Consider the following 21878-nt stretch of genomic DNA (forward strand, 5'->3'; position numbering starts at 1 on the left):
TGCGCCCCAGGTGCCCATGCCCTGGTGGGCGTCGGTCTCCTCGGGGTTCCTCGCCCATCACACGATGACGTCGATGCTGGCGCGATCCCGCCGAATCCAGGAACGCCCCGCCGTCACCCTCTCCATGTCGGTCTTCGCGCGCGGGCTGTGGTCTTCGCCCGCACGGCCCTTCGTCCTCCTCACCCCCGTCGCTGCGGTCCTCGGCGCATGGGCCGCGGTGTTCGTCGCGGGGTGGCTCGGCCAGGAGGAGCGACCGTGGCTGACCGTGGCGCCGATCGCCGGCGCGGTCCTGGCGGTGGAGGCAACCCTCGGACGCCCCCTCTCCGAGGCATGCCTGGGCCGGTGGCGAACCCTCCGCACAGCGCAGGCCGAGTGGGCACCACGATTCTCCGAGGCGTTCAGCGAGAAGGAAGGGGCTCCGCGCCTGGTGGATCGCACCATCGCGCCGTGCGGTGCAATCGTCGACGTGATGGACGCGCCGCCCAAGCTCATGGCCGCTGGTCTCCGGGACCGGGCAGAGTCGCTCTCGGCCGCCTACGGAGACCCTTCCACCCGGATCGATGTGATCGCCAGCCCCAACCTCGACGCCTCCGGCTCCCCCATCCGCGGCACGGCCCACCAGCTGAGGGCGCGCGTGGTGCAGTGGCCGGAGGGATCCTTCCCGAACCTCCTGGACCCCGACCTCGATGACCTCTCCCGTGACCTGGCCCTGGAGACAGCCATGTCCCGGGCGCTGGACGCGGTCGGGGTGAACCGCATGGTGCTCGTGGAAGCGGCCCAGGTCGCCGACCTGCCGGCCAAGGTCGATCCGCGTCTCGCCGACCTCACGCAGAAGCGGGAGCGGCGTGTGCAGGCCCAGATCGAGGAGCTCGGCGAGGACGATGAGGAGAAGACCGCCCAGCTCGAGGCGTCTCTGGACGAGCCGGTTCCCGCTCCGCGCACCTCACCGCTGCGCGCGGCATGGCGGTGGTCGCGGGGAGCCGAGCCCCTCGCCCTGGTGACCCCGGAGGACTCGCCGCTGGCGATCTGGAAGACGACCTGGGCAATGCCGGGGATCCCCGACCCGCCGTGGCAGACGATCCAGTCGGAGCACCAGAGCATCGCGGCGGAATGCTCGACCGTGATCGAGGACCAGCAGGTCGAGGTCGATGCGGTCGTCGAGCGGCGCGAAGGATTCGTGCTCATCGGGGACCCGCTCTCCGACGGGGCGCTCTACGCCGAGTCCTCGGGCCTCGAGCCGCAGCGCGTCCGCAACATCCAGTCCGAGATCGAGTGGGAGCAGCGCTGGGAGCAGACCCTCCCTCAGGGGTTCCAGCCCCCGACCACCCGCTTCGAGATCACCCGAGACGCGCGGCTCCCGCGGCGCTTCTCCCGCGAGCCGCTGGTCCTGCACGAGCGGCTGTTCGCCACGAAGACGGGTCTGGACGCCGGGGAGACCTATCTCGACCCCCGCGGGAAGGACTTCGAGAAGGGGATGCGCACGTCGATCGCGGGCGCGCAGATGGTCTCGATGGTCGGCTGGCCCAGCGAGAAGGAAGGACAGGGCTCCCGACACCCCCACCTGTTCGTCGTCCGCTGGTCCACACAGCCAGTCCCCACGACGCCGCAAGATGTGACCCCCGCCGAGGGCACGGAGCAGGTGTCCACCAGCGCATCGGCATGGGTGCTCGCGCACCAGGTCAACCTCGCCTTCCGCGCCGCGAACGTGAAGTCGCCCAAGCCGGAGCTGGTCGCCGCCGAGTCCCTCACCCTGCCGACGAGCTCGAAGCACGCGTGGAAGATCACGATCCGCCTGCACGGAGGCACGACCCTCGTCGACGTCCGCAAAAAGGCCGACGCCCTGCGCTCCCAGCTCGCCTGCCCCTGGATGCGGATCAAGGATGCCGGGGACGGCCAGGTCACCCTGTACCTCGGAGACCCGGGACCCGGAGCGAAGCTCCGCCGCGGCGCCGAGGTCGAGATCCGTCGCGTCGACTTCGACCAGGCGTTCGTCGACTCGAACATCACCAACCTCTCCGGGATCGTCCCGACCCTGGCGAGCATCGACCGTCTGTCTACCAACGACCAGGTGGAGGTCCTCGACTTCGACCTGCCGGCAGGCGTGGACTTCGCCAAGGTCAAGGGCAACCGCGAGAAGCTCCGCTCGAACCTCAACGTCGAGTTCCTGGACGTGCGCAAGAAGGGCGCCTCCGGGGTGCGAGGGTTCATGGCCGAGCACGATCCTCTCCCCACCCGGGTGGGGATCCCCTTCGACAAGCTCGCCGATCGGCCCACCGCCTTCGGAGTGAACGCGCTGGGTGAGCAGACCGTCTTCGACCCGTTCGAGAATCCTCATCTGCTGGTGCTCGGCGGCACCGGATCGGGCAAGTCAGCGGCCATCAGCACGATGCTGTTCCACCTGATCCTGTGCGGGTTCCATCCCGTCGTCATTGACCCCACCAAGGGCGGCTACGACTTCCTGTTCGCGAAGGACTGGGCCATCGCGCCCTTCGCGGCCGACGTCTTCCAGGCGGCCTCCACCATGAAGGCTCTGTACGGAGAGCTCGAGCGACGCAAGGCGCTCAACGGCGAGTACGGCGCGATCAATATCGACAAGGCGCCCGAGGACGTTCGGCCGCGGCACGTCGTCGTGGTGGTCGACGAGTTCACGTCTCTGATCGGGAAGGCCGCAGTGCCCCCCAAGTCCGAGGATCCCGCCGCCGACCATGCTCGGCTGGAGGCCGAGGCCGAGAACAACGCGCGCGCGATCACCGGCAACATCGTCGGGAAGCTCGCCCGGGAGGCGCGCTCCGTGGGCATCCACCTGATCCTGGGCACGCAGAAGCTCAAGCAGGACACCCTGAACAAGATGCCGGGAGGAGAGGATCTCAAGGTCAACCTGGCTCGCCTGGGCCTAGGAAACATGACCCAGGGCGACAGGATGAGCGCGTTCCGCAATCCGCTCGAGGCCGATCCCATCGCCGAGCCGCAAGTGGGTCGCGGGCTCTTCGAGCCGCTGACCGCTCCGCACCCGGCGATCATGCAGGTCTGGTACGAGGAGAACTCCACCCTCAAGGAGCGACTCATCGCCCGCGGAGCCCCGAGGCCCGAGCAGCAGGTGCCGCTGTCTCCCTCCGATCCTCGCTACGCGGTCCGTCCGCTCGAGGACTACGTCGACGTCGTCGAGGAGACGATCGTCGATGATGCCCCGGCTGTGGAGGAGCTGGACCTGAGCATCGACTTCGACCTCGGGTCCCTGCTCGAGAGCGACGGCGACGATGACGGACTGTCGGAAGAGGCCGATCCGGATGCCGACGAGGACCAGCCGGCGGAGGACGACGAGCCCCACTCGGGCGAGGCCGGCGCGGAGGTGTCCGAGGAGGGGATCGCCCTGTCGGAGCTCGGCGGGGTCAGCCTGTTCGAGATCGTCGAGACGCGCAGCGGCGCCTCGAGAGCGAGACGGTCACCGAGGTGATCGCCGACCTCGAAGGACTCGACGCAGAGTCGGAGGTCGGAGCGTCCTACCGGGAACTGATCGAGGAGATCGCCTCCGATCGCGGCGCCCGAGTCATAGATGCCACCCTCGCCCCTGAACAGGCGACGGACCCCGAGAGTGAGGACGTGCACGAACGGCCCGCCCCGGAGGCGACCGGGGACGGCGAGGACGACTTCGACTTCGACTTCACTCCCCCACCGATCGTTCGCGGAGGCCTCTGATTGCAGCGCTCGAGATCCCCCGCCCACTGGGGTGAGCGAGGAGGTCTCGCATGGCCGAACAGCACTCGAACGCCGGTGGCGACACCGGCTACTCCGGCGCGCCCGAAGACGATCCGCTCGAGGCTCCAGGGGCCGGAGACCTCGGACCATCCACCGCCGGCGGTGCAATGGACACCGCCGCGAGAACCGGAAAGCACCTCGCCCAGAAGGGGCTCGAGACCGGGGTCAAGAAGGCCACCGGATCCGACATGGCCGTCAGCGCGCTCCGCGGGGCGCAGAAGGCACGCAGCGGCGATGCGATCGGCGGAGCCCAGGACATCGCCGCCTCCGGAGCAGGTGCGGCGACCGCCGCCGCGTTGGCATCCACGGGAGTCGGGGCGCCCGTGGCAGGTGCCGCCGGATCCGTGGTCACCTCCATCTTCCAGACCAAGGCGTTCCGCTACGTCCTCGTTGCCATCGCCGCTCTGAGCGTGGGCACGCTGGTCCTCCAGATCGCCCTGCTCTCCCTTGCAACCGCCGCCGTGGTCACGGCCGTCTTCCCCTCTACCAGCCAGGCCACCTCCTCCTCGCAGACCTGCACCGACGCCTCAGGGGGTGCACCCGGTCCCAGCGACGTCGTCGGCGGGGACATCGAGGAACAGGTCTGGAACTACGTCCGCGGTGCCGGTTACACCGAAGAGCAGACCGCTGGCGTGATGGGCAACCTGAAGCACGAGAGCCAGTTCAACCCCTGGGCCGCCGAGAACGCTTCCACCGCTCCGGCCGTGGGCAAGGGGTGGGGCCTGGCACAGTGGACCGCAGACCGTCACGCCGCTGTCCGCGACGCGGTCATCGCCGAGCTCGGGGACGACTTCTACTTCGGGGCTCCGGACCTCGCCACGATCCCCTCGGAGATGTCCGAGGACGACGTGGACACGATGGTGCTCTTCCAGCCGCGCTACATCATCCGCGAGCTCGAAACCAACGAGAAGTCAGCCGGTGAACATCTCGCGAGCACCACGACCGTCGAGGAAGCATCCCGGTCCTTCGAGACCAGATACGAGCGCCCAGAGTCCGGCTCGACCGAGGATCGCATCTCCCACGCTCAAGCGTACTTCGAGCAGTACTCCGGCTCTGCCGTGCCGGACTCCGGAGGCACCGACCCCGGTGGCGTCGTCGACTCCACCGGGATCCAGGAAGGCGACGCAGAGCCGTCCGAGGCACCCCCGCCGCACCGGCGGACGTCGCCGACTCGGTGGACTCCGCGAGCAACTCCGGATGTTCCGGATCCTCGATCGACCCTGCACCGGGTGGCGAAGCCGGAGCGGTCACCCCCTGCCCTGATGGCGACGATGCCGGATGCGTGAACCTTGCTGCCCTGACCAAGCCGTCCTCGAGCCTCTCCTGCCCCGACGGCACTACCGACGGCGGCACCACGACCGCCTACTACGAGGGCAACGGCGTCCCGGTCCGCCTGTGCGCCCTGAGCGGCGTCACCGACATCGGCGGCCGCCCCGTCCTCATGAATGCCACCATTGCCCCGGCGTTCCTCGCGTTCTACAACGAAGCCCAGGGCGCCGGTTTGGAGCTCACCTTCAGCTCCTCCTACCGCTCGCATGCCAGCCAGCAGTCGATCTACGCTCGTTCTCCCGGCAACGCGGCCCGACCCGGCTGGTCCAACCATGAGTTCGGAATGGCCTTCGACATCAGCGGGTTCTCCCCGTCCTACAACCGCAACAACTGCGGCTCCACCCAGACCCCGGAGAACGCCTGCTCCTACCCAGGATCCGGCGCCGGACTGGAGCGGTGGAAGAAGCTACGGGAGATCGGGCTGAAGCACGGCATGTACATTCATGACCAGGAGTTCTGGCACATCGAGTTCATCCCCTCTGGGCTGAACCGCGACCGGAACATCCCCGTCTACGAAGGGTGACTTCTGCTCATGTCGAAGAAGATCCGCTGGGCCCTCGCCGCTCTGCTCGTCATCGTCGTGGCCGCCGGCGGCCTCTACATGGCATTCGGGCGTGGAGGCGATGTCCCCGAGGAGGAGGAGACGGCAGTGGCGACAGCGCCATCCGACGGCGGTGGATCTGAGCGACCCACGGAGGAACCGACCGCCGAGCCCACCGAGGAGCGACCGGCGACCGGCGACTTCACCGACCCCGAACAGCTCGCCCTCACCTTCGCCAACACCTATCCCGGGAACGTGGACCACCTCGCCGACCCCACCTTCCTCGCCTCGCTGGACGGCACCGATGCCTCGCTGCTGTCCCAGATCAGCAACCCTCGGGTCGAGCAGGTGGACCACGATCTCGGAGACGCTGATGAGCGCTACGCCTTCACCGTCTTCGGCACCTACCAGGGATCCGAGGTGCAGGCCTACTCCATCACCCTCTCCCGCCCCGCAGAGCCGGAAGAGGGTGGCGCCGACGCGGACAACGACGTCGAGTTCCGGGTCGACTCCTTCGACTGGGGGCCGGACCTCGCCGGCGACGAGGACGCCCCCGGACCCGCGACCGACCTCGCCTCTCCTCTCACCGCGCAGCAGCGGGGGATCTGATGACCGAGACCCGCCAGGGCGCGATCACCCAGGTGCTCACCTACGACCCGGAGGAGAGTGATGAGCGGCGTTCGGAGCGGCTGAGCCAGTACCTCGCCGAGCCGACCGACGTGACCCCGCCGATGTCCCGCGGCGGCCGGTACGCGATGAAGGTCGAGATCCTCTCGCAGGCGTACTCCACCGAGCCAGGGAAGCCGATCACGCTGGAGTACACCGGGACCTGGGTGGACCCCTACGACGCGACGAACAACGGCTCCTGGTCGCTGACGGCGACCGTCGCTCGCGACGATGACGGCGAGCTGTCCGTCCAGAGCGTCGCCGAGACCCCGCCCTCCGAGGACAACGGCAACGACGAGTGATCCCAGCGAGCATAGGGCCTCATCCCACATCGCCCGGAGGGGTTTGCTCCCGCGGTGCGGAGCCGCCGCTGCAGCACTGGCCCGGACCCGGTCAGCGGCGGAACCGCCTGGAGCGGTAGTCCGGATCCTGCGGGGCAGCGGGCTGGATATCTTGGAGGACGCGGATCTGCCCTGCGACGGCGATGAGCTCGTCCTCCAACCGCTCCCGGGTCTGGCGGATCTGAGCGACGATGTCGTCGAGGCTGTGCCTCTCGAGCTCGGAAGAGGGCGCGAGAGCGAGATCGACCTGGGAGAGGTGCCGCGGACCGTGGCGGTCGACGACGTCGGCGACCCGCATGCGACCCTCTCCGGGCGGCGTGATCGGGGACCTCAGCACCGCCCGTTTCTGGTCCTCCGGCGGCTGGCTGGAGTCGCGGTGCATCCCGGTGCGGCGCAGTGCGATGCGCAGCAGATGGCGAGGCACCGCAGCGGGGCGTTCGGCGCGGAACCCAGCCTCGGCCGCCTCGCGCTGAGCCTTCCACTCGCCGTTGTCGGAGCTGGCATCCGTCCTCGGTCGCGGCTGGTGCGCCGACTCCCACCTCGCCATCTTCTCGGCGACGTCCTGCTCGACGTCCACGCGGTAGACCCGCTCGTAGTTGCCCAGTGAGATGTCGGGGATGGGGATCCTCGACCAGAAGGCGAGGACCTGCGCGGCTGAGCGCGGCGCCGGCGGGTAGTCGTAGGTGCCGTCGGCGTTGTAGTCCTCGTCGGGCAGAGAGTCCGGGTCCTCGGCGAACTCGGGGGCGACTTGGCCGTTCATCGGTGCACTCCTGGAGAGGTCGGTGTAGAGGTGCTCATGGGGGTGGCTCACTGTGCGGCGCCGAGCCGCCACTCCACGCGAAGGTTCTCCTCCGGCGGGAAGTAGCGGCGGCGGCGGCGCGCGCAGTCGGATGATGTACGCCCGGGACGGCACCGCTCCGGACTTGCGGTTGTTGTGGAACGCGCACAGCGCCTGCTGGTTGCTCATGGCGGTTCGACCGCCGCGGGACCATGGGTAGATGTGGTCGCCCTGGGTCGGGGTGTTCGTGCAGCGGAACCACAGCAGCGGCTTGTGCTCGCATCGCAGGCCCGCCCGGGTGAACGCCTGCGCGCGCTCGGCCGCGGTGAACATCCGCTTGGGATCACGTCGGTCCGATCCCCCTCCCGCGGGCCCCGCCAGCAAGCACCAAGGCGAGGATAAGGACGCCGAGAGGGGCCAGGGACCACGGATGTTCCAGGACGAGCGAGATCCCCGCCCCGAAGCCGTCGAGGAGACTCTGCGGGATCACGGCGCTGTCCGGGCAGTCGATGGTGGGATCAGGCCCTCGACCACGCCATCCGCCTGCTCCTCGGTGTAGCCGGCGTCGCGGAGGTAGTCCCGGATCTTCTCCTCATCCGTTCCGCCCACGTCACTTGGGCCCGCGCCGCCCTGTGTGGGCGCATCGGGGACGGAGCGGGGGTCCCCAGGGTCGGTGCCGTAGGCGAGCTCATCAGCGTCCGCGACGCCGTCCCCGTCAGTGTCCTGCGGAGGGCCGTCGATGGGGCCCTGGACGGGGACCGGGACGAAGACCACCTCGACCTGGGGGTCGGTGAAGCGCTCCCAGGGGCGGGTGAGCGCCAGCAGCGTCCCGACGGTGAGCAGGACGAGCAGGACGATCACCGCCACGCTGGTGCGCGAGGACAGGAACCACATGATGGTCCCGCCGGCGGTGCGCTGGATGCGGATGGGTCGGCGGTTGGCGTGCATCGCTTCGCCTCTCTGGACGGTGGGAGGGCCGCCGACTCGCCTCGGTGGAGGTGTCGGCGGCCCCGGGTGGATCCTGGACGGATCAGAAGTCGAAGTCGTCGTCCGACTCGTCGTCGGAGCCGGAGGACGCCTTGGTGGACGCGCCGGCCTTCGCCTTCGTCTTGGTCTTCGACGCCGAGGACTTGTTGCCGTTGCCCTTGCGCTTGGAGTACTCGGTCGTCGCGAACTGGTTCGAGGGACCGGCCTCCTCGACCACGAGCTCGAGAGAGGTGCGCTCGACACCCTCGCGATCCGTGTAGTCGTTCTGCCTGAGGTACCCGGTGGCGATGACGCGGTTGCCCTTCTCATTGGACTCCGCGAAGTTCTCGCCCCCATCGCGCCAGTAGGAGCACCGCACGAAGGTCGCGTCGCCATCGACGAAGCGCTGGGACTCGGAGTCGAAGCCGCGCTCGTTCGACGCGATGGAGAAGCTCGCGACGGAGATACCGCTCTTGGTCTTGCGCAGTTCGGGGTCGGCGGTGAGTCGCCCGATCACGGTGACCCTGATGCCGTTGCCTGCCATGTGAACTCCTCTTTCGTATCCGTGACATCGCGTATCTGCTCTGTCACATGGTCGCGACCCGGGGGCCGCGGCGGGAACCTCCCGCGTATCCATGAAGTGGGCGGGGTGAATCTCTCGCGGGACGTTCACCCGGCGCGAGGGACGGACGGCTCGGCCCCGTCGACCACGCTGGTGGAGGGGTCGATGAGGCCGGAGTTCACGGCGTCGTTCATCAGCAAGAGTCGCTCCTCCACGCCCGCGTGTCGATGACGACCGCTCGCATCTTCGGGGTGGAGATCACGGCCGGCAGGCGTCCTGCCTGGGCGAGATCGCTGAGCCGATCTTTGCGCCGTGACGGGCACCAGCGCGGTGCCGTCGGTCGTTTCGACGCGCAGGAAGGTCCCCACGTCATGGCCCGTGGCGAGGTTGCGACGAGGACGGGCGAGGAAGAACTCGTGCCCGGTCGTGACCTGCAGCGACTGGAACAGACGCTCCCACTCCGCCGTGGTGGCGACGGCCGACAGCTCAGCGTCGAAGTCCGACCTCGTCTCGTCCTCGCCTCCCGTGCCAGCGGGCCGGGGTCGGCGCACCATCGCGGCCGGGGTACGGGTGGAGACGCTCTTGGCCGTCGTCGCGGAGCGCGGAGCGGTGCGCTCGGGCGCGGGCGTCGGCGTCCGTTCGGGTGCCGCGACCGGCATCGGGTCGAACTCCTCCTCGTCGTCGTCTCGCTCGAGCACCGCCACAGCACTGGCCTTCTGGATTTCTCGGTCCTGGTCGTCGGCCACGATGTGGGTGGTGCTGTCAGCGAGCAGGGCGCCGACACGAAGCTCCGGGTCACCCTCAGCGTCACGGTCAGGGTCCTCGACATCCATGTACTCCACGCCGGAGAGGATGATCGAGTGCTCGACGATCGTCTGGGTGCTCGACTCCCCTGTCACCTCGTCGATGACCTCACGCTCGACCTCGCGCGACCGGACCGATCCCCGGATCTCGACGAGATCTCCGATCGTGGGCATGCCGATCTCCTTGAGCTCGGCGTGGACGTCGGAGAACCCGACCATCTGGATCGAGGTGAAGGAGTTCTCCAGCTCCATCGTCACCATCCATGAGCCGCGGCGGGTCATGCGCTCGGTGAAGGCCGAGACGATCCCGCCGGTGTGGACTCGTGCGCCGTTGGTGCCGGGGAGCTTGTGCAGTCCGAGGGGCGGCTTGGGGGCCGCGTCGTCGCCGGAGCGGCGGCGGTACAGCGAGGCGATCTGGCGCGAGAGCCGCTTGGTGGGGTGGGTGCCGGTGACCGCGAGGATGGTGGCGCGCTGACGGGTCGCCTTCTCGAGGATGGAGTACTCCATCTGGGGGATCCGCAGATCGGGGTCCTTGCGGATGGCGCGGGCCGCGATCACGTGCCCCATCCGGAACCCGTCGCCGAAGCCGTCGAACGCACCGGCCTGGGCGAGGGCGGTGAGCTGGGCGCTGGTGACGCCCCTGCGCTTCTCCTCGCCGTCGGCGTCGATCGTGACGACGGCGACGCGCTGGGCGAGGTCCGCCATGGAGGTGAAGGAACCGTTGCGCGTGCGCTCCTGGACGATCGTGGCGGCGATCTTGCCGACGTCCTTGATCTCCGACAGGCCGATCCACACCTTGCCGTCCCGGGCGACGGTGAACTCGTCCGAGGCGTTGATGTCGGGGGCCTTGACCTCGATGCCTTCGGCGCGCAGGGACCGGATGGTGGCGATCCGCAGGTGCGCCTTGTCCTTCCCCGATCCGGTGAAGCGCAGGACGGCGGCGCCGAACTCCGCGGGGTGGTTCGCCTTGAGGTAGGCGGTCTGGTACGACAGCACCCCGTAGGCGGTCGTGTGCGACTTGTTGAAGGCGTACTCGCCGGACCCTTCGAAGGCGGTCCACAGTCGCTCAGCGGTCGCGGCAGAGAACGCGGGGACCGGGGTCTGGCCGTCCTCCCCCACGCCCTCCGTCTGCGCGCCGGCGATGAAGTCCGGCTTGAGCGAGTCGATCAGGGCCTGCTTCTTCTTGGAGATCGCGCGACGGAGGTTGTTGGCTCGCGCGCGTCGAACTTCCCGACGATCTTTCCCAGGCGCATCATCTGCTCCTGGAACAGGATGACGCCCTGGGACTCGCCGAGCACGGCGCCGATGGTCTCCTGCTCGGCGGGGTCGGTGCTCAGGGAGTCGTAGGCGACGCTGGTGTGGCCGCCGGCGCGTTCGGCCCACTCGGTGTGCATGCCGGCGCTCATCGGGCCGGGGCGGTAGGCGGCGATGAGCGCGGAGAGGTCGTCGAGTGAGCGGGGACGGGCAGTCGTGAGCAGGTCGCGCATGCCGCCGGACTCGAGCTGGAACACGCCGGTGGAGTCGCCGCGGCCGAGCAGGTCCCAGGTGGCGTCCGCGCGCGATCCGTCCAGACGCAGGTCCATGAGGTCGAAGTCGATCTCCCCGTCCTCGGCGAGGACGTTGTTCTGGGCGGCCTTGACGATGTCGAGGGTGCGCAGGCCGAGCACGTCCATCTTGAGCGGCCCGAAGTCGGCGATGTCCGGGCCATCCCACTCGGTCACCCATACCCCGCCGTCCAGTCGCATCGGGACCAGCGGGGTCAGGTTCTCGTCGGAGACGACGACGCCGCAGGGATGGATCCCGGGGCTGACGACGACTCCCTCGAGGACAGCGGCGTACTCCACCATCTCGCGGATCGAGTCGTCGGCAGTCTCGAGGTGGTGACGGAGGGACTCGCCGAGTGCGTGCTTCTCGCGGATCGAGGCGGCGTCCTTCTCGCTGAGCCCCCGGGTGTCGGGACGTTCCTCGGACGTGAGGAGGCGCAGGTTGCCGGCGTCCTTGGGCAGGCTGCTTCTTGACCTCTTCGACGATGGTGGAGGAGAGCTCGAGGTAGCGCCCGGCGCTGTCGAGAGCCCTCTTGGCCTTGTTGGTGCCGTGCATGCCCAGGTGGCAGACGTTGTCGTGGCCGTAGCGCACGGAGAGGTAGTGGATGACCTCGGCGCGGCGCTCCTTCTCGAAGTCCACGTCGATGTCGGGCATCTCGGTGCGCTCGAGGTCGAGGAACCGCTCGAACAGCAGGCCGTTGGCGATGGGGTCGACGTTCACGATGCCGAGGGCGTAGGAGATCGCGGATCCGGGGGCGGAGCCTCGGCCGGGTCCGACGAAGATCGGCTCCTTGCGCTGGCGCTGATCATCGTCGTGGTCCTGGTCGTGGTGGGCGACCCAGTCCTCGGCGGTCCAGTCGGAGCGGGCCCAGGAGTCGAGGTCATCGACGAGCAGGAAGTAGTCCATCACCCCGAGGCGGCAGACGATCGAGAGCTCGAACTTGATGCGAGCGGAGACCTCGTCGGGAAGGTTCTCTCCCCACCGCCAGGTGGACCCTTCGCGCACGCGGTGCATGAAGTAGGAGAACGTGACGGGGTCGGTCTCGTCCGCCGCGGAGGACGGGACGGCGTAGCGCTTGTAGGTCCCGTCCTCGAGGCCGGTGGTGAACCAGGCGGGGATCGGGAAGCGGGGAACCCGCAGGCGGGTCTCGGGGAAGATGTCCTCCTGCACGCGGGCGGCGATGCGCACGGTCTCGTCACAGCCGCGCCGCCACATCTCGTCATCGGGTCGCAGCTCTCGCATCTGCGCCTCGGTGCGGAAGAACTGGCCGTGGCCGCTGAACTTGTAGCGGTCGGGAGAGCTGACGGTGCGGCCCTTCTGGCCGAGGGCGATGTGGGCCTCGTGGACGACCTGGTCCTCTTCGGCGACGTAGTGGGAGTCGTTGGCGACCACGACGGGGAGGTCGTTGCGCTGGGCGAGGGCGTAGAGGCCGTCCAGGGCGCGGTCCTGGGCGGTCTGTCCGTGGTCGGCGAGCTCGATGTAGACGTTCTCGCGGCCGACGGCGTCGATGAGCCGGTCGAGGTTCTGCTGGGCGCGCACGGCCTCGGCGTGGTCCTGTTCGGGGTCCCCTCCGGTGATGCGCGAGAGCGGACCGGCGACGGGGCCGCCGATGCGACCGGTGAGGACGATCAGGCCCTCGGCGTACTCGGCCAGGAGCTCGTAGTCGATCAGGGGGTACTTCCCCGTCTTGGTCGCCTGGGAGCGGTTGGACATCTCGATGAGGTTGCGCACCCGGTGGCCGTGGCGGCGAGCAGGGTGAGGTGCTCGTACTTCTTGGTCTTGGTCCGGGACTTGGTTCCGGTGGCGCTGGATCCGCCGGCGTCGAGGTCGTCGGATTCGGCGGCGACCTCGATAGTGCCGGGGTTGTGGCGGGTGCCGGAGACGACGATGTACGCCTCCATGCCGGGGATGGGCTTGACGTCACCGGCGGCGGTGCAGGCGGCACGCAGGGCCCACAGCGAGGCGAGACGCCCGTGGTCGGTGATGGCGACCGCGCCCTGGTCGTCGTCGGAGGCGGCCTGCACGATCCTCTTCACGGAGGCCAGACCGTCGAAGTCGCTGTACTCCGAGTGCGTGTGGAGGTGGACGAAGCCGGCAGTGCTCACCCCAGGTCCCCTTTCCTTCGTCGTGTCCTGCTTCCGGCACAGTGGGCGGGCCGTGGGTCTCGCGGGACCGGGGCGTCCTCGGATTGGCCTGCTCCCGATCGAGGTCTCGGCGGTCCGTGGAGCGGCTCCTCGTCGAGCGATCTGTGCACAGGCGACGGCGGGCGCAGTCGTCGAGGTGCCACATCGTCCTGTCTGGCCCGGCTTGAGCGGGTTCCCTCCACCCCTGCGCGTCGCGCCCCCACCCTGCTGGAGCCTCTGGATGCGCAGGTCGGAACGGGATTGACACCGGATCCCCCATCGCACCGTCCCCCGTATGACCTATGAGGGGTATCTGGTTTCATATCCCCCTTATACATACATGCATATTTCTCTTTAAGAGTTATAGAGAGAAAGGAGGGATATGGTGGCGTTCCCGGACTGACCTGCACGTTCGATGGGTGGAGCGACGTCGGCGCACGGTGGAGATCCCCCTGCATTCGGGGCCTGACCAGGGATTCCGCCCGTTGGCGCACGGGGGTGCCCGGCCTCCGCCGGCAGTGCCCGGGGCGTCCGGACGGGCTCCTTCGCATATGGGTGGACGTACAGATCACCACGACTCGGGGAGGACCCCATGCACACCCGACGAGCCCGCTACCTGCTGCGGCCGGGCGAGAGCCTCACGCCGCCGGAGCGGACCATCCCGCAGGTGCTGAGGATCGGCCTGGCCCGCGACATCCTCGGCCTCCCCGACGAGCGCCTGATCACCTCCCCCGCCGTCTCCTTCCCACTGCCGGCCTACACGGACGGAGCCCCGCTGCGAGGAACCGTCGAGGTGCGCCCCGATGCTCTGCGCTACCCGTTCATGTGGTCGCCCGAACCGCTTCGCGAGCGTCTCGAGATCGACCCCGGCAACGGCGCCGACATCGTCGTCGAGAGCGACGACGCCTGGGCGTTGCGCGTGGCCTTCGAGATGTGGGGCTCCGGGCTGTACGACGTCGAGACCGCCGGATGGCTCGACATCCTCGCGCTCTACGACCTCGACGCCGACGACCCCGCCACGCAGGACCGCATCGCCGCCTGGTGGGCCGGCGCCGAGGACGAGGCTCTCGATGCCATCGACATCTCCGGCGTGTTCGTCCCGGAGAGCTCCGAGGATTCCGATTGGGCCTCCATCGCAGCACTGGCCCTCGTGGAGTCCTTCGGGAAGGCGTCCGTCGCTCTCTCGGCCGTGGACACCGTGGCCCTGTGCGAGCTCGTCGAAGGCGGGGACCTTGGTCCCCTCGGCACCTCGGATCCCGCCCGTGCAGTCAGCACCCTGGTGCGCGTCGCCCGTACCCGCTTCACCTCGGAGCCGGAGATCTCCGCCCTGCTCACCCATCTGCAGCAGCAGGCCGACCGTCCCGGCGTCAATGGCGCCCTCCTGGTCGACGAGATCGTCCCTCAGCTGTCCGAGATCGCCCAGGGGCTCTGGACGGTGTACGAGCCGGTGTTCGTGGAGGTCTCCAACAGCTTCACGCCGGAGAACCTCGGGACCGAGGAGTGAGCGCCACCGTGACGAACACGAGCAGCGGAGCACAGGTCCAGCGGACCCGTCACCAGATCCCCGGGTTCGACCCGCACAACGATGCACACGTCAAGGCCGTCGAGAAGAAGGTCAGCGACGCGGCCGGCACCGGATTCAAGGTCGTCGGTTTCGACCCCGCCACCGACACGGTGACCTTCGAGCGCACCCGGGCCGTCACCGAGGTGGTCGCCGAGAAGGGGTCCACCCGCCTCGTGGCGAGTCTGCGCACCGGGGCCAAGCCCTCCGACGGGGAGCGCGAGGCGACCCGGCTGGAGAACCAGTACCCCGGCTACACCATGACGCGCTTCGAGCCCCACCTCAGCAGCGCCGTGCTCGAGAAGTCGCCCGAGGACGCCGTCCGCCGCCGCGAGGCCGTGGCGACCGCCCTGTCGGTCAAGCCGTGGGACGTGCGGGTCGCCGCTCGCCGTGGCGGCGGGTTCGTTCTGCAGGCGCCCAAGGCGTACATGCCCTCCAAGCACGACGAGAAGCTCGCCGAGGTCGCCCAGAACGTCGTAGGGCTCCCCGGCTGGTACGTCGACGCGGACGCGAAGTCGCTGCGCGCCCAGATCATCCCGGCCGAGCCCCCGACATTCCCCGCGATGATCCCCTACCCCTTCGATCGCGAGATCCCCACGTTCTCCTCCCCCTCCGACACCGCCTGGACCCAGGCCCCCATCGGTCGCGCCATCGGCCGCCCCGGCGAGGAGACCGGTCCCGAGTTCCGTCTGGACCTCAGGAGCGCTTCCCACACGCTCCTGCAGGGCCTGCCGATGTCCGGCAAGAGCGTGAACATCAACGCCTTCGCGTACTGGATGGCGCAGACCGGCGCCGAGATCGCCATCGTGGACACCCCGGACAAGGCCGTCGACTTCGAGTGGCTGCGACCCTACGTCCGCGACGGCGGCTGGGGATGCGAGAGCTACGAAGCGATGGTCGCGACCTGCGGGATGGTCTACGCCGAAGGCAAGCGCCGCGCCGCGGTCCTCAAGAAGCGGGGGATCAACAACTGGTTCTCGATCACCGATGACCCCTCGTTCCGCCCGGTCGTACTGATCGCCGACGAGTACACCGGTCTGATGACCCCCGAGCGGGTCCCGAAGGCGTCGCCCAAGGACCACCCGATGCGGGTGGAGGCGGAGATGACCAACGGCTACAAGGACATGGTCGCCACCTTCATCCAGAAGATCTCGCTCGAGATGCGATTCGTCGGCGTGCACGTGTTCGTCTCCACCCAGCTGGGCAACACGAAGACGGGAGTGTCCACGGCGCTCAAGGCCGCCTGTGGCAACCGGTTCCTGATGGGACCCAACGCTTCGGACAACCAGCGCGCCAACGCGTTCTCCGCCCCGGACTCAGTCGCCGTGGTCCCCGAGAACGTGCGCACCACCGCGGGGGTCTCGAAGGGAGTCGGCGTCACCGAGACCGAGGGTCAGCCCTCGACCGTGTTCAAGGGGTACTTCGCCTCCACCGATGAGTTCGCTGGAAGGCTGGCGCGCTCGAGCACCGTCCGCCGGACCAGCCGCCCGGAGCCCACTCGCGCCGAGATCGCCGAGCACACCGGGATGGACGACCTCGACGAGGGATCCGGACAGCTGGGCGACGACGATCCGTGGAACGGCCGCCGGGTGCCGAAGGCCGCATCGGATCGGGTCTACTCCGAGGACGGCACCGAGCTCACCGGAGCCGCGGCCGCGGCCCGGGCGGCGAAACAGGCCGGCGCCTGATCGGTCGATCAGACCTTGCCCCGCCCACTGTCACCAGTGCAGGGATGTGGGGCAGACCTGCTGAGCGGGGAGCGCACGGGGATAGCGCTCCCCGCTCTCCATGTCCGATCGCCGATCCCCCGCCCACTGGGAGAAGTGCATACCCCACATCCCCTTCGACCGAGGAAGCACCCCATGAGCACGTGGAGCACCGACCAGACCGACGTCGCCGACATCGACTCGGGAGGCGGACAGTTCTCGATCCGTCTCGGCGACCGCCTCATCCGCGCCGACCGCAACGACGAGCCGCTGGCCGCCGTGATCGGCGAGGAGTACCTCGAGGAGCAGGACCCCGAGCCGCTGTTCCTCATGCGGTTGGAGCAGGCGATCGTCATCGCCACCGCCGTCCAGGAGTCGCTCGTAGCCACCGCCGTGCGGCGCGAGGACCTCGACTCTGCGACCGACGAGGACACCTGGAGCACCCTGCTGGCCCCGCGCGAGACCGTCGACCCCGGGCCGCGGTGGGAGCACAAGGTCCCCCTGGTCCTGGTGAGCTCGCTGTTCTCCCCTTTCACGGGCCGGGACCAGCCCGTCGGGAACGTCGCCTGGATCGACCCGACCGATGACGTCGTGATGCTGGAGACGCCGCAGAGCTTGGGCATCATCGAGGTGATCGAGCACGACGATCTGGCGGCCTCCTGATGCCGGCCACGCTCGTCGGCGCCGTCCCTCATCGGAGGATCTCCGCCGAACGGCCCGAGGGCGTCTGCCCGATCCCTCCCCGCCTGGTCGCCTACCTCTGCGGACAGTGCGAGCTCACGACCTCCGTGCCCATGCACCCGCAAGCCCCGATCCCGGCGCTGTGGCCCTGCCGGAGGTGCCGCGAGTCGGCAGAGTGCACGGAGGAGCCGGACGAGGGCGCCGAGCCGCTCGGCACGGCCAGGACATCCCGGAATCTGCCGCCCAAGAGCCACTGGGCACAGCTGAAAGAGCGTCGCAGCGAGGAGGAGCTGGAGCGCCTTCTGGATTCCCGCCTCGCGCCGCTGCGCACCGGCAAGCTCCGCTCCGGCCCGTCGCACCGCTGACGTCCGGCGGGTGAGTCGCCCCGCCCACTCCCCGACCGAGCCCCGCAGATGCCGAGAGCTGGAGGAGGACGATACCCATGATGGGTGGCCATCACGCCGTCAGCGGCGGCGCGGCCTGGCTGGCCCTGGCGAGCTCCGCAAAGATCGCCGGTCACCCCACGGGGCTGGACGTGATGGGGCTGGACGGCCAGCAGGTGCTGGCAGGGACCGTCGTCGCCACCGGCGCGGCCCTCCTGCCGGACATCGACCACCCCAGCGCGACGATCGCGCGCTCCGCCGGCGGCATGTCCCGCTCCCTGACCTCCACGGTCGGCGCCGTCGCCGGACACCGCGGCGCGACTCACACGCCGTTGGCGGCTCTCGCCTTCGCCGCAGGTGCCCTGCTGGTGTCCAGGTTGGACTGGCGCTCCACGGTGCCGCCGCTCGGAGAGGTGCAGATCGGGGCCGTGCTGGTGGTGACGGCGATGTGCGTGTTCGCGACGCGGGCGATGAACATCGTGCGCGCCGGGCTCACCCCGTGGCTGGTCGGCCTGTCCAGCGGCCTCCTGGTCGCCGCCTTCGCCCCGGACACCTCGATATGGCTCCCGCTCGCGGTGGGGCTGGGAGTGCTCGTGCACCTGCTGGGCGATCTGCTGACCACTGCCGGGGTCCCCTTCCCGACGTGGCCTCTGGTCGTGAAGCCCTCGAGATCCACGGTGCTGTGGCACACGAACGGGAACATCGCCCTCCCGCTCCTCGGTGACGCTGGCGAGACTCGCGAGTGGGTCCTGTGCGCGGGCATCAGCATCTACGCCGCCGCGGCGCTCGGCGCGACGCTGTTCGCGGCGGCCCAGCCGCTGACGGCCGCCTGGTGAACGTCCTGCGGCAGACCGTCCTCGCCCACTGCTCCCGAACGACCACCTATCCAGGAGGAACCCCATGGCATCTCTGATCGACTCCGTCCGCAAGCCGCACGGCCCCGCGCTGGTCGACCATGACGAGAACGGCTTCGACGTCGACGTCATCTGCGAGGAGTGCACCAGGTTGCGCACGGAGGCGCTGAGCCAGGCGACCGGCGATGGCGAGGAGTGGGGGTTCTCGGCCGAGACCGCCCGCGTGCCCTACCCGTGCCCCACGCGAGTCGTCGCGGGCACCCTGGAGGTCGAGGGCAAGGACGAGGCGGCCCGCCTGCGACTGGACCGTCTCGTCGTGCGGCGTGACGAGCTCGAGGAGAGGATGGAGCGACTGGACGCGGTGATCGGCCTGATCCGTCGCGATCTCGGCGAGGAGACCGCGGCCGCCGACGAGGCTTCGGCGGAGGGACCCGAGGACGATCCCTCCCCTGCGCGGAAGGCCCGACAGCAGAAGAAGTCGGCCTCCGCTGAGAAGAGCGCACCTCCGGCACCCGACGACGAAGACGCCCCGGACGACGAGCCGGGGTACGACTTCTGACCCCTCTCGGGGCGGACACGCGAGCCCGCCTCGGACGCTGGCCGACCGTCGGTGGTCCTGCGTAGGCTGACGCGCCCACGGGAGGAGGTGATCGGTCAGATCGCAGAGACGCTGGTCATGGCGGTGGCACTGGTGACGGCGATGTTGAACCTGTTCGCAGGCGTACTGCGTCTGCTGGAGGATCAGCGAGGCAGGCGGGATCGTCGGGGTCGTGGCGGACGGCACCGACGGTGACGCATCGGGGAGGCGGCAGCGAGAGCTGATGTCTCCCCTTCTCGCAGCTCAGGCGGGCTCGATGAGCTCCGGTCCGTCACCGCGCAGCGGACGCACGGGATGGAACTCGAGCCGCTCGGTGAGCGGGGTGGAGGCGTCGACCATCGCATCGACGAGGGCCTGGGTGCCCTCGGTGGCCGGGTCGAGCCAGTCGGGCCGCGCCTCATCGGGGAGGATCAGCGGTGCCCGATCGTGGAGCTCGGCGACGGGCCCGACGGAGGGCCGCGTGAGAATGGTCGCGGTGAGGAGCCAGTCGGCCGCGTCGTCCCCCTTGGGCTTCCACCAGGAGTACAGGCCGGCGAAGTTGAGGGGTCGCTCGAGGTGGATCCAGTGCGGGGTCTTCGTGCCGTCCTCGGCGGTCTGCCACTCGTAGTAGCCGGCGGCCGGGATCAGCGCCCGCGAGCTCTTGAGGGGGCCGCGCCAGGTGCGCTTCTCGGCCAGGCCCTCGGAGCGGGCGTTGAAGGTGGGGAAGCGCCGCTTGAGGTCGGTCGCCCAGGGCGGGACGAGGGACCATCGCGCGGCCGCGGAGCGACGTTGCACCTCTCCGTCCTCGGCGAGGGTCTCGAGCAGGGCCGGGATCTGCTGAGTGGGCTTCACGTTCCAGCTGGTGAAGGGGTCCCACTCGTGGAAGTCGCGGCCGGTGTCCCGGACGAACTCGCTGATACGGTCGTTGACCTGGTCATTTATTGCGAAGCGCCCGCACACCCGTGCCTCCTCGAGAGATCTTGCCGATGCAGTGCACGGTACTCGCCTCGCGCGGCGAGGTCAGATGGTGGCGGTGATCAGCTCGTCCCAGTGCGTGGTGGCGCGCGGAGTGAGCATCTCGCGCTTCATCTGCCACGACGGTCCCGGGCGCAGTCCTCCCCAACCCAGGCCGAGGACCTCACCACCGACCTTCCTCTGGACGTCGTCGATGAGGGTGGCGATCCCGGCGTCCTCGTGGACGTGACGGAACAGATCGAAGGGCCGCTCGGCGCCGGCGGTGGTCAGATCGGTGATCATGATCCCGGCGCGGGCGTACCGAGCGCCCTCCTGGATCCGCGGCAGGAGCAGGTGAGCGGCGCGGGTGAGCTCGACGGGATCCGCGGTCGGCGGCTCGAGGGGAACGATGACGGCAGCGGAGTGTCGTTGTTCGCTCCAGTGGCTGGTGCTCGCGAAGGCGTGGACGGTCCGGGCGACCTGGCGGTGCTTGGTCAGGCGGGTCGCGGCCTGCTGGGCGTAGACGCTGAGGGCCTGACGGATGCCGGAGGCGGTGGTGATCTTTTCAGAGAAGGATCGCGAGACGATGATCTGGTCCTTCTTCCCGGTGCGGTCCTCCTCGGGGCCGATGCAGGGGACTCCGCGCGGCTCGAGCGCGGTGCGCGCCGCACGACGACGTTCAGGACGCGGCGGATCATCACCGGGTCCGCGGTGGCGAGATCGTGGATCGTGTGGATGCCTAGTACCGCGAGGCGGCGCTCGAGGCGAGAGGCGATGCCCCACACCTCGGTGACGGGGAGGCGCCGCATGAGCCGCTGGCGCCACTCGAGCCGGCAGGCCGGCCACACGCAGACGCCCTCGAACACGTCGAGCTTCTTCGCGGTGCGGTTGGCGAGCTTGGCGAGGGTGCGGGTCTCGGCGATGCCGACGCAGACGGGCACGCCGAGCAGCCGGCGCGGCGTCTCGCGGATCTCTCTGCCCCAGGCCATCATCGCGTCGGGATCGGTGATCAACCGAGGCGGGACGGACAGGAAGGCTTCGTCGATCGAGTAGACCTCCAGGTCTGGGGTGAAGCGCTCGAGGATCCCCATCGTCCTTCTCGACATGTCGCCGTAGAGCTCGTAGTTGCTGCTGAGCGCACGCACGCCGAGCCTCTGGGCGATCGGCCGTAGCTCGAACCAGGGCTTGCCGAGGTCCAGACCCATCTCCTTCGCCTCACGGGAGGCGGCGACGACCATGCCGTCGTTGTTGGACAGGACCACCACGGGCACCCCGTCGAGGGATGGGTCGAAGACCCTCTCGAAGCTGGCGTAGGCGGAGTTGACGTCGACGTGGGCGATCATCGGCGCCGCAGGTGGTGCAGGCAGAACGTCGCGACTCCGAAGATCGAGAGGTCCGAGAGCTCGGGGACGACGATGTCTGGGTGCCCGGGGCTCTCGGCGCGCAAGACGACGCCGCTGGCGGTCACGTCGAGCCGCTTGACGGTGAACTCCCCGTCGACGCGCGCGACGACCACGTCGCCCGGGCGGGGCGTCTTCGAGGTGTCCACGAGCGGCTCGTCACCATCGGCGATCCCTGCGTCGACCATCGACTCCCCGCTCACGCGGATGATGAAGGTCGCGAGCTCGTCGTCGATCAGTCCGCGCGGTGAGGTCGATGGGGCCGTCGTAGTAGTCCTGCGCAGGGCTGGGGTATCCCGCGGGGACCGCGACGGGGGTCGCCAGCGGCAGGGCGCGGGTGGAGGCGTCCAGC

The 21878-nt window shown here is 69.3% G+C and carries 21 protein-coding genes and 2 pseudogenes; 13 read left to right on the forward strand and 10 right to left on the reverse strand.

Annotation, left to right across the window (positions count from 1 at the left end; translation table 11 throughout):
• Positions 1 to 16 precede the first annotated feature (16 nt).
• From WKH84_RS04655 to WKH84_RS04680, 6 genes are read left to right on the forward strand one after another with little or no spacing between them, the layout of a single operon-like run.
• Entirely contained in the window at positions 17 to 3454 is a 3438-nt protein-coding gene (locus WKH84_RS04655; protein WP_341856774.1) for an FtsK/SpoIIIE domain-containing protein, read from the forward strand.
• A complete protein-coding gene (locus WKH84_RS04660) occupies positions 3451 to 3696 on the forward strand; it encodes a hypothetical protein (protein WP_341855787.1) in 246 nt (81 codons plus the stop codon). The genes WKH84_RS04655 and WKH84_RS04660 overlap by 4 nt, the downstream gene beginning before the upstream one ends.
• 50 nt (positions 3697 to 3746) lie before the next feature.
• Complete coding sequence (locus tag WKH84_RS04665; RefSeq protein ID WP_341855788.1) at positions 3747 to 5042, forward strand: phage tail tip lysozyme; 1296 nt, start codon at positions 3747 to 3749, stop codon at positions 5040 to 5042.
• A complete protein-coding gene (locus WKH84_RS04670; protein WP_341855789.1) occupies positions 5039 to 5608 on the forward strand; it encodes a D-alanyl-D-alanine carboxypeptidase family protein in 570 nt (189 codons plus the stop codon). The genes WKH84_RS04665 and WKH84_RS04670 overlap by 4 nt, the downstream gene beginning before the upstream one ends.
• Before the next feature lie 9 nt (positions 5609 to 5617).
• The gene (locus WKH84_RS04675; protein WP_341855790.1) at positions 5618 to 6235 is read left to right on the forward strand and encodes a hypothetical protein; all 618 of its coding nucleotides are present in this window, start codon (positions 5618 to 5620) and stop codon (positions 6233 to 6235) included.
• Positions 6235 to 6594, forward strand: a complete 360-nt coding sequence (locus WKH84_RS04680; protein WP_341855791.1) for a hypothetical protein — start codon at positions 6235 to 6237, stop codon at positions 6592 to 6594. Before WKH84_RS04675 ends, WKH84_RS04680 begins: the two co-directional genes overlap by 1 nt.
• A gap of 91 nt (positions 6595 to 6685) precedes the next feature.
• Here WKH84_RS04680 and WKH84_RS04685 read toward each other — a convergent pair whose 3' ends face one another.
• The 5 genes from WKH84_RS04685 to WKH84_RS04705 all read right to left on the reverse strand — a co-directional run bounded on the left by WKH84_RS04685 (position 6686) and on the right by WKH84_RS04705 (position 13392).
• Positions 6686 to 7744 carry an HNH endonuclease gene (locus tag WKH84_RS04685; RefSeq protein ID WP_341855792.1) on the reverse strand — a complete coding sequence of 353 codons (1059 nt, stop codon included), beginning with the start codon at positions 7742 to 7744 and terminating at the stop codon, positions 6686 to 6688.
• A gap of 153 nt (positions 7745 to 7897) precedes the next feature.
• Positions 7898 to 8359 (reverse strand): thrombospondin type 3 repeat-containing protein, encoded by a 462-nt coding sequence (locus WKH84_RS04690; RefSeq protein ID WP_341855793.1) that lies wholly within the window; start codon positions 8357 to 8359, stop codon positions 7898 to 7900.
• A gap of 82 nt (positions 8360 to 8441) precedes the next feature.
• Positions 8442 to 8921: a single-stranded DNA-binding protein gene (gene ssb, locus WKH84_RS04695; RefSeq protein ID WP_341855794.1), complete on the reverse strand. Its 480-nt coding sequence runs from the start codon at positions 8919 to 8921 to the stop codon at positions 8442 to 8444.
• Positions 8922 to 9046: 125 nt separating this feature from the next.
• On the reverse strand, positions 9047 to 13018 hold the full coding sequence (locus tag WKH84_RS04700; RefSeq protein ID WP_341855795.1) for a PHP domain-containing protein: 3972 nt from the start codon (positions 13016 to 13018) through the stop codon (positions 9047 to 9049).
• On the reverse strand, positions 12955 to 13392 hold the full coding sequence (locus WKH84_RS04705; protein ID WP_341855796.1) for a PHP domain-containing protein: 438 nt from the start codon (positions 13390 to 13392) through the stop codon (positions 12955 to 12957). Before WKH84_RS04705 ends, WKH84_RS04700 begins: the two co-directional genes overlap by 64 nt.
• Before the next feature lie 610 nt (positions 13393 to 14002).
• Here WKH84_RS04705 and WKH84_RS04710 point away from each other — a divergent pair.
• From WKH84_RS04710 to WKH84_RS04740, 7 genes are all read left to right on the forward strand, one after another.
• Positions 14003 to 14914: a hypothetical protein gene (locus WKH84_RS04710; RefSeq protein ID WP_341855797.1), complete on the forward strand. Its 912-nt coding sequence runs from the start codon at positions 14003 to 14005 to the stop codon at positions 14912 to 14914.
• Between the two features lie 8 nt (positions 14915 to 14922).
• Positions 14923 to 16659, forward strand: a complete 1737-nt coding sequence (locus WKH84_RS04715; protein WP_341855798.1) for a hypothetical protein — start codon at positions 14923 to 14925, stop codon at positions 16657 to 16659.
• Between the two features lie 174 nt (positions 16660 to 16833).
• Positions 16834 to 17340 (forward strand): hypothetical protein, encoded by a 507-nt coding sequence (locus tag WKH84_RS04720; RefSeq protein WP_341855799.1) that lies wholly within the window; start codon positions 16834 to 16836, stop codon positions 17338 to 17340.
• Positions 17340 to 17723: an RNA polymerase-binding protein RbpA gene (locus WKH84_RS04725; protein ID WP_341855800.1), complete on the forward strand. Its 384-nt coding sequence runs from the start codon at positions 17340 to 17342 to the stop codon at positions 17721 to 17723. The genes WKH84_RS04720 and WKH84_RS04725 overlap by 1 nt, the downstream gene beginning before the upstream one ends.
• Positions 17724 to 17800: 77 nt before the next feature.
• The gene (locus tag WKH84_RS04730) at positions 17801 to 18577 is read left to right on the forward strand and encodes a metal-dependent hydrolase (protein WP_341855801.1); all 777 of its coding nucleotides are present in this window, start codon (positions 17801 to 17803) and stop codon (positions 18575 to 18577) included.
• 64 nt (positions 18578 to 18641) lie between these two features.
• The gene (locus WKH84_RS04735; RefSeq protein WP_341855802.1) at positions 18642 to 19154 is read left to right on the forward strand and encodes a hypothetical protein; all 513 of its coding nucleotides are present in this window, start codon (positions 18642 to 18644) and stop codon (positions 19152 to 19154) included.
• Between the two features lie 87 nt (positions 19155 to 19241).
• On the forward strand, positions 19242 to 19388 hold the full coding sequence (locus tag WKH84_RS04740; RefSeq protein ID WP_341855803.1) for a hypothetical protein: 147 nt from the start codon (positions 19242 to 19244) through the stop codon (positions 19386 to 19388).
• A 48-nt stretch (positions 19389 to 19436) separates the two neighbouring features.
• Here WKH84_RS04740 and WKH84_RS04745 read toward each other — a convergent pair whose 3' ends face one another.
• The 5 genes and pseudogenes from WKH84_RS04745 to umuD all read right to left on the reverse strand — a co-directional run bounded on the left by WKH84_RS04745 (position 19437) and on the right by umuD (position 21877).
• Entirely contained in the window at positions 19437 to 20132 is a 696-nt protein-coding gene (locus tag WKH84_RS04745) for an SOS response-associated peptidase (RefSeq protein ID WP_341855804.1), read from the reverse strand.
• Between the two features lie 60 nt (positions 20133 to 20192).
• A complete protein-coding gene (locus WKH84_RS04750) occupies positions 20193 to 20429 on the reverse strand; it encodes a DUF4113 domain-containing protein (RefSeq protein WP_341856775.1) in 237 nt (78 codons plus the stop codon).
• A gap of 30 nt (positions 20430 to 20459) precedes the next feature.
• A pseudogene (locus WKH84_RS04755) lies at positions 20460 to 20717 on the reverse strand (DNA polymerase V subunit UmuC); the annotation flags it as partial.
• Positions 20621 to 21469, reverse strand: coding sequence for a hypothetical protein (locus WKH84_RS04760; protein WP_341855805.1), 849 nt, complete (start codon positions 21467 to 21469; stop codon positions 20621 to 20623). The pseudogene WKH84_RS04755 and the gene WKH84_RS04760, both read right to left, overlap by 97 nt.
• Positions 21466 to 21877: pseudogene (gene umuD / locus WKH84_RS04765) on the reverse strand (translesion error-prone DNA polymerase V autoproteolytic subunit). The gene WKH84_RS04760 and the pseudogene umuD overlap by 4 nt, the downstream one beginning before the upstream one ends.
• Position 21878 lies beyond the last annotated feature (1 nt).

This window comes from Brachybacterium sp. GPGPB12, from assembly GCF_038396325.1.
Classification (GTDB): Bacteria; Actinomycetota; Actinomycetes; order Actinomycetales; family Dermabacteraceae; genus Brachybacterium; species Brachybacterium conglomeratum.

What these genes read in the sequence shown, in the direction of transcription:
- WKH84_RS04655 (WP_341856774.1), top strand. Translation starts at nt 17, where the DNA reads ATGCCCTGGTGGGCGTCGGTCTCCTCGGGGTTCCTCGCCCATCACACG.
- WKH84_RS04665 (WP_341855788.1), top strand. Translation starts at nt 3,747, where the DNA reads ATGGCCGAACAGCACTCGAACGCCGGTGGCGACACCGGCTACTCCGGC.
- WKH84_RS04675 (WP_341855790.1), top strand. Translation starts at nt 5,618, where the DNA reads ATGTCGAAGAAGATCCGCTGGGCCCTCGCCGCTCTGCTCGTCATCGTC.
- WKH84_RS04680 (WP_341855791.1), top strand. Translation starts at nt 6,235, where the DNA reads ATGACCGAGACCCGCCAGGGCGCGATCACCCAGGTGCTCACCTACGAC.
- WKH84_RS04685 (WP_341855792.1), bottom strand. Translation starts at nt 7,744, where the DNA reads ATGTTCACCGCGGCCGAGCGCGCGCAGGCGTTCACCCGGGCGGGCCTG.
- WKH84_RS04690 (WP_341855793.1), bottom strand. Translation starts at nt 8,359, where the DNA reads ATGCACGCCAACCGCCGACCCATCCGCATCCAGCGCACCGCCGGCGGG.
- ssb (WP_341855794.1), bottom strand. Translation starts at nt 8,921, where the DNA reads ATGGCAGGCAACGGCATCAGGGTCACCGTGATCGGGCGACTCACCGCC.
- WKH84_RS04710 (WP_341855797.1), top strand. Translation starts at nt 14,003, where the DNA reads ATGCACACCCGACGAGCCCGCTACCTGCTGCGGCCGGGCGAGAGCCTC.
- WKH84_RS04720 (WP_341855799.1), top strand. Translation starts at nt 16,834, where the DNA reads ATGAGCACGTGGAGCACCGACCAGACCGACGTCGCCGACATCGACTCG.
- WKH84_RS04725 (WP_341855800.1), top strand. Translation starts at nt 17,340, where the DNA reads ATGCCGGCCACGCTCGTCGGCGCCGTCCCTCATCGGAGGATCTCCGCC.
- WKH84_RS04730 (WP_341855801.1), top strand. Translation starts at nt 17,801, where the DNA reads ATGATGGGTGGCCATCACGCCGTCAGCGGCGGCGCGGCCTGGCTGGCC.
- WKH84_RS04735 (WP_341855802.1), top strand. Translation starts at nt 18,642, where the DNA reads ATGGCATCTCTGATCGACTCCGTCCGCAAGCCGCACGGCCCCGCGCTG.
- WKH84_RS04750 (WP_341856775.1), bottom strand. Translation starts at nt 20,429, where the DNA reads ATGATCACCGATCTGACCACCGCCGGCGCCGAGCGGCCCTTCGATCTG.
- WKH84_RS04760 (WP_341855805.1), bottom strand. Translation starts at nt 21,469, where the DNA reads ATGATCGCCCACGTCGACGTCAACTCCGCCTACGCCAGCTTCGAGAGG.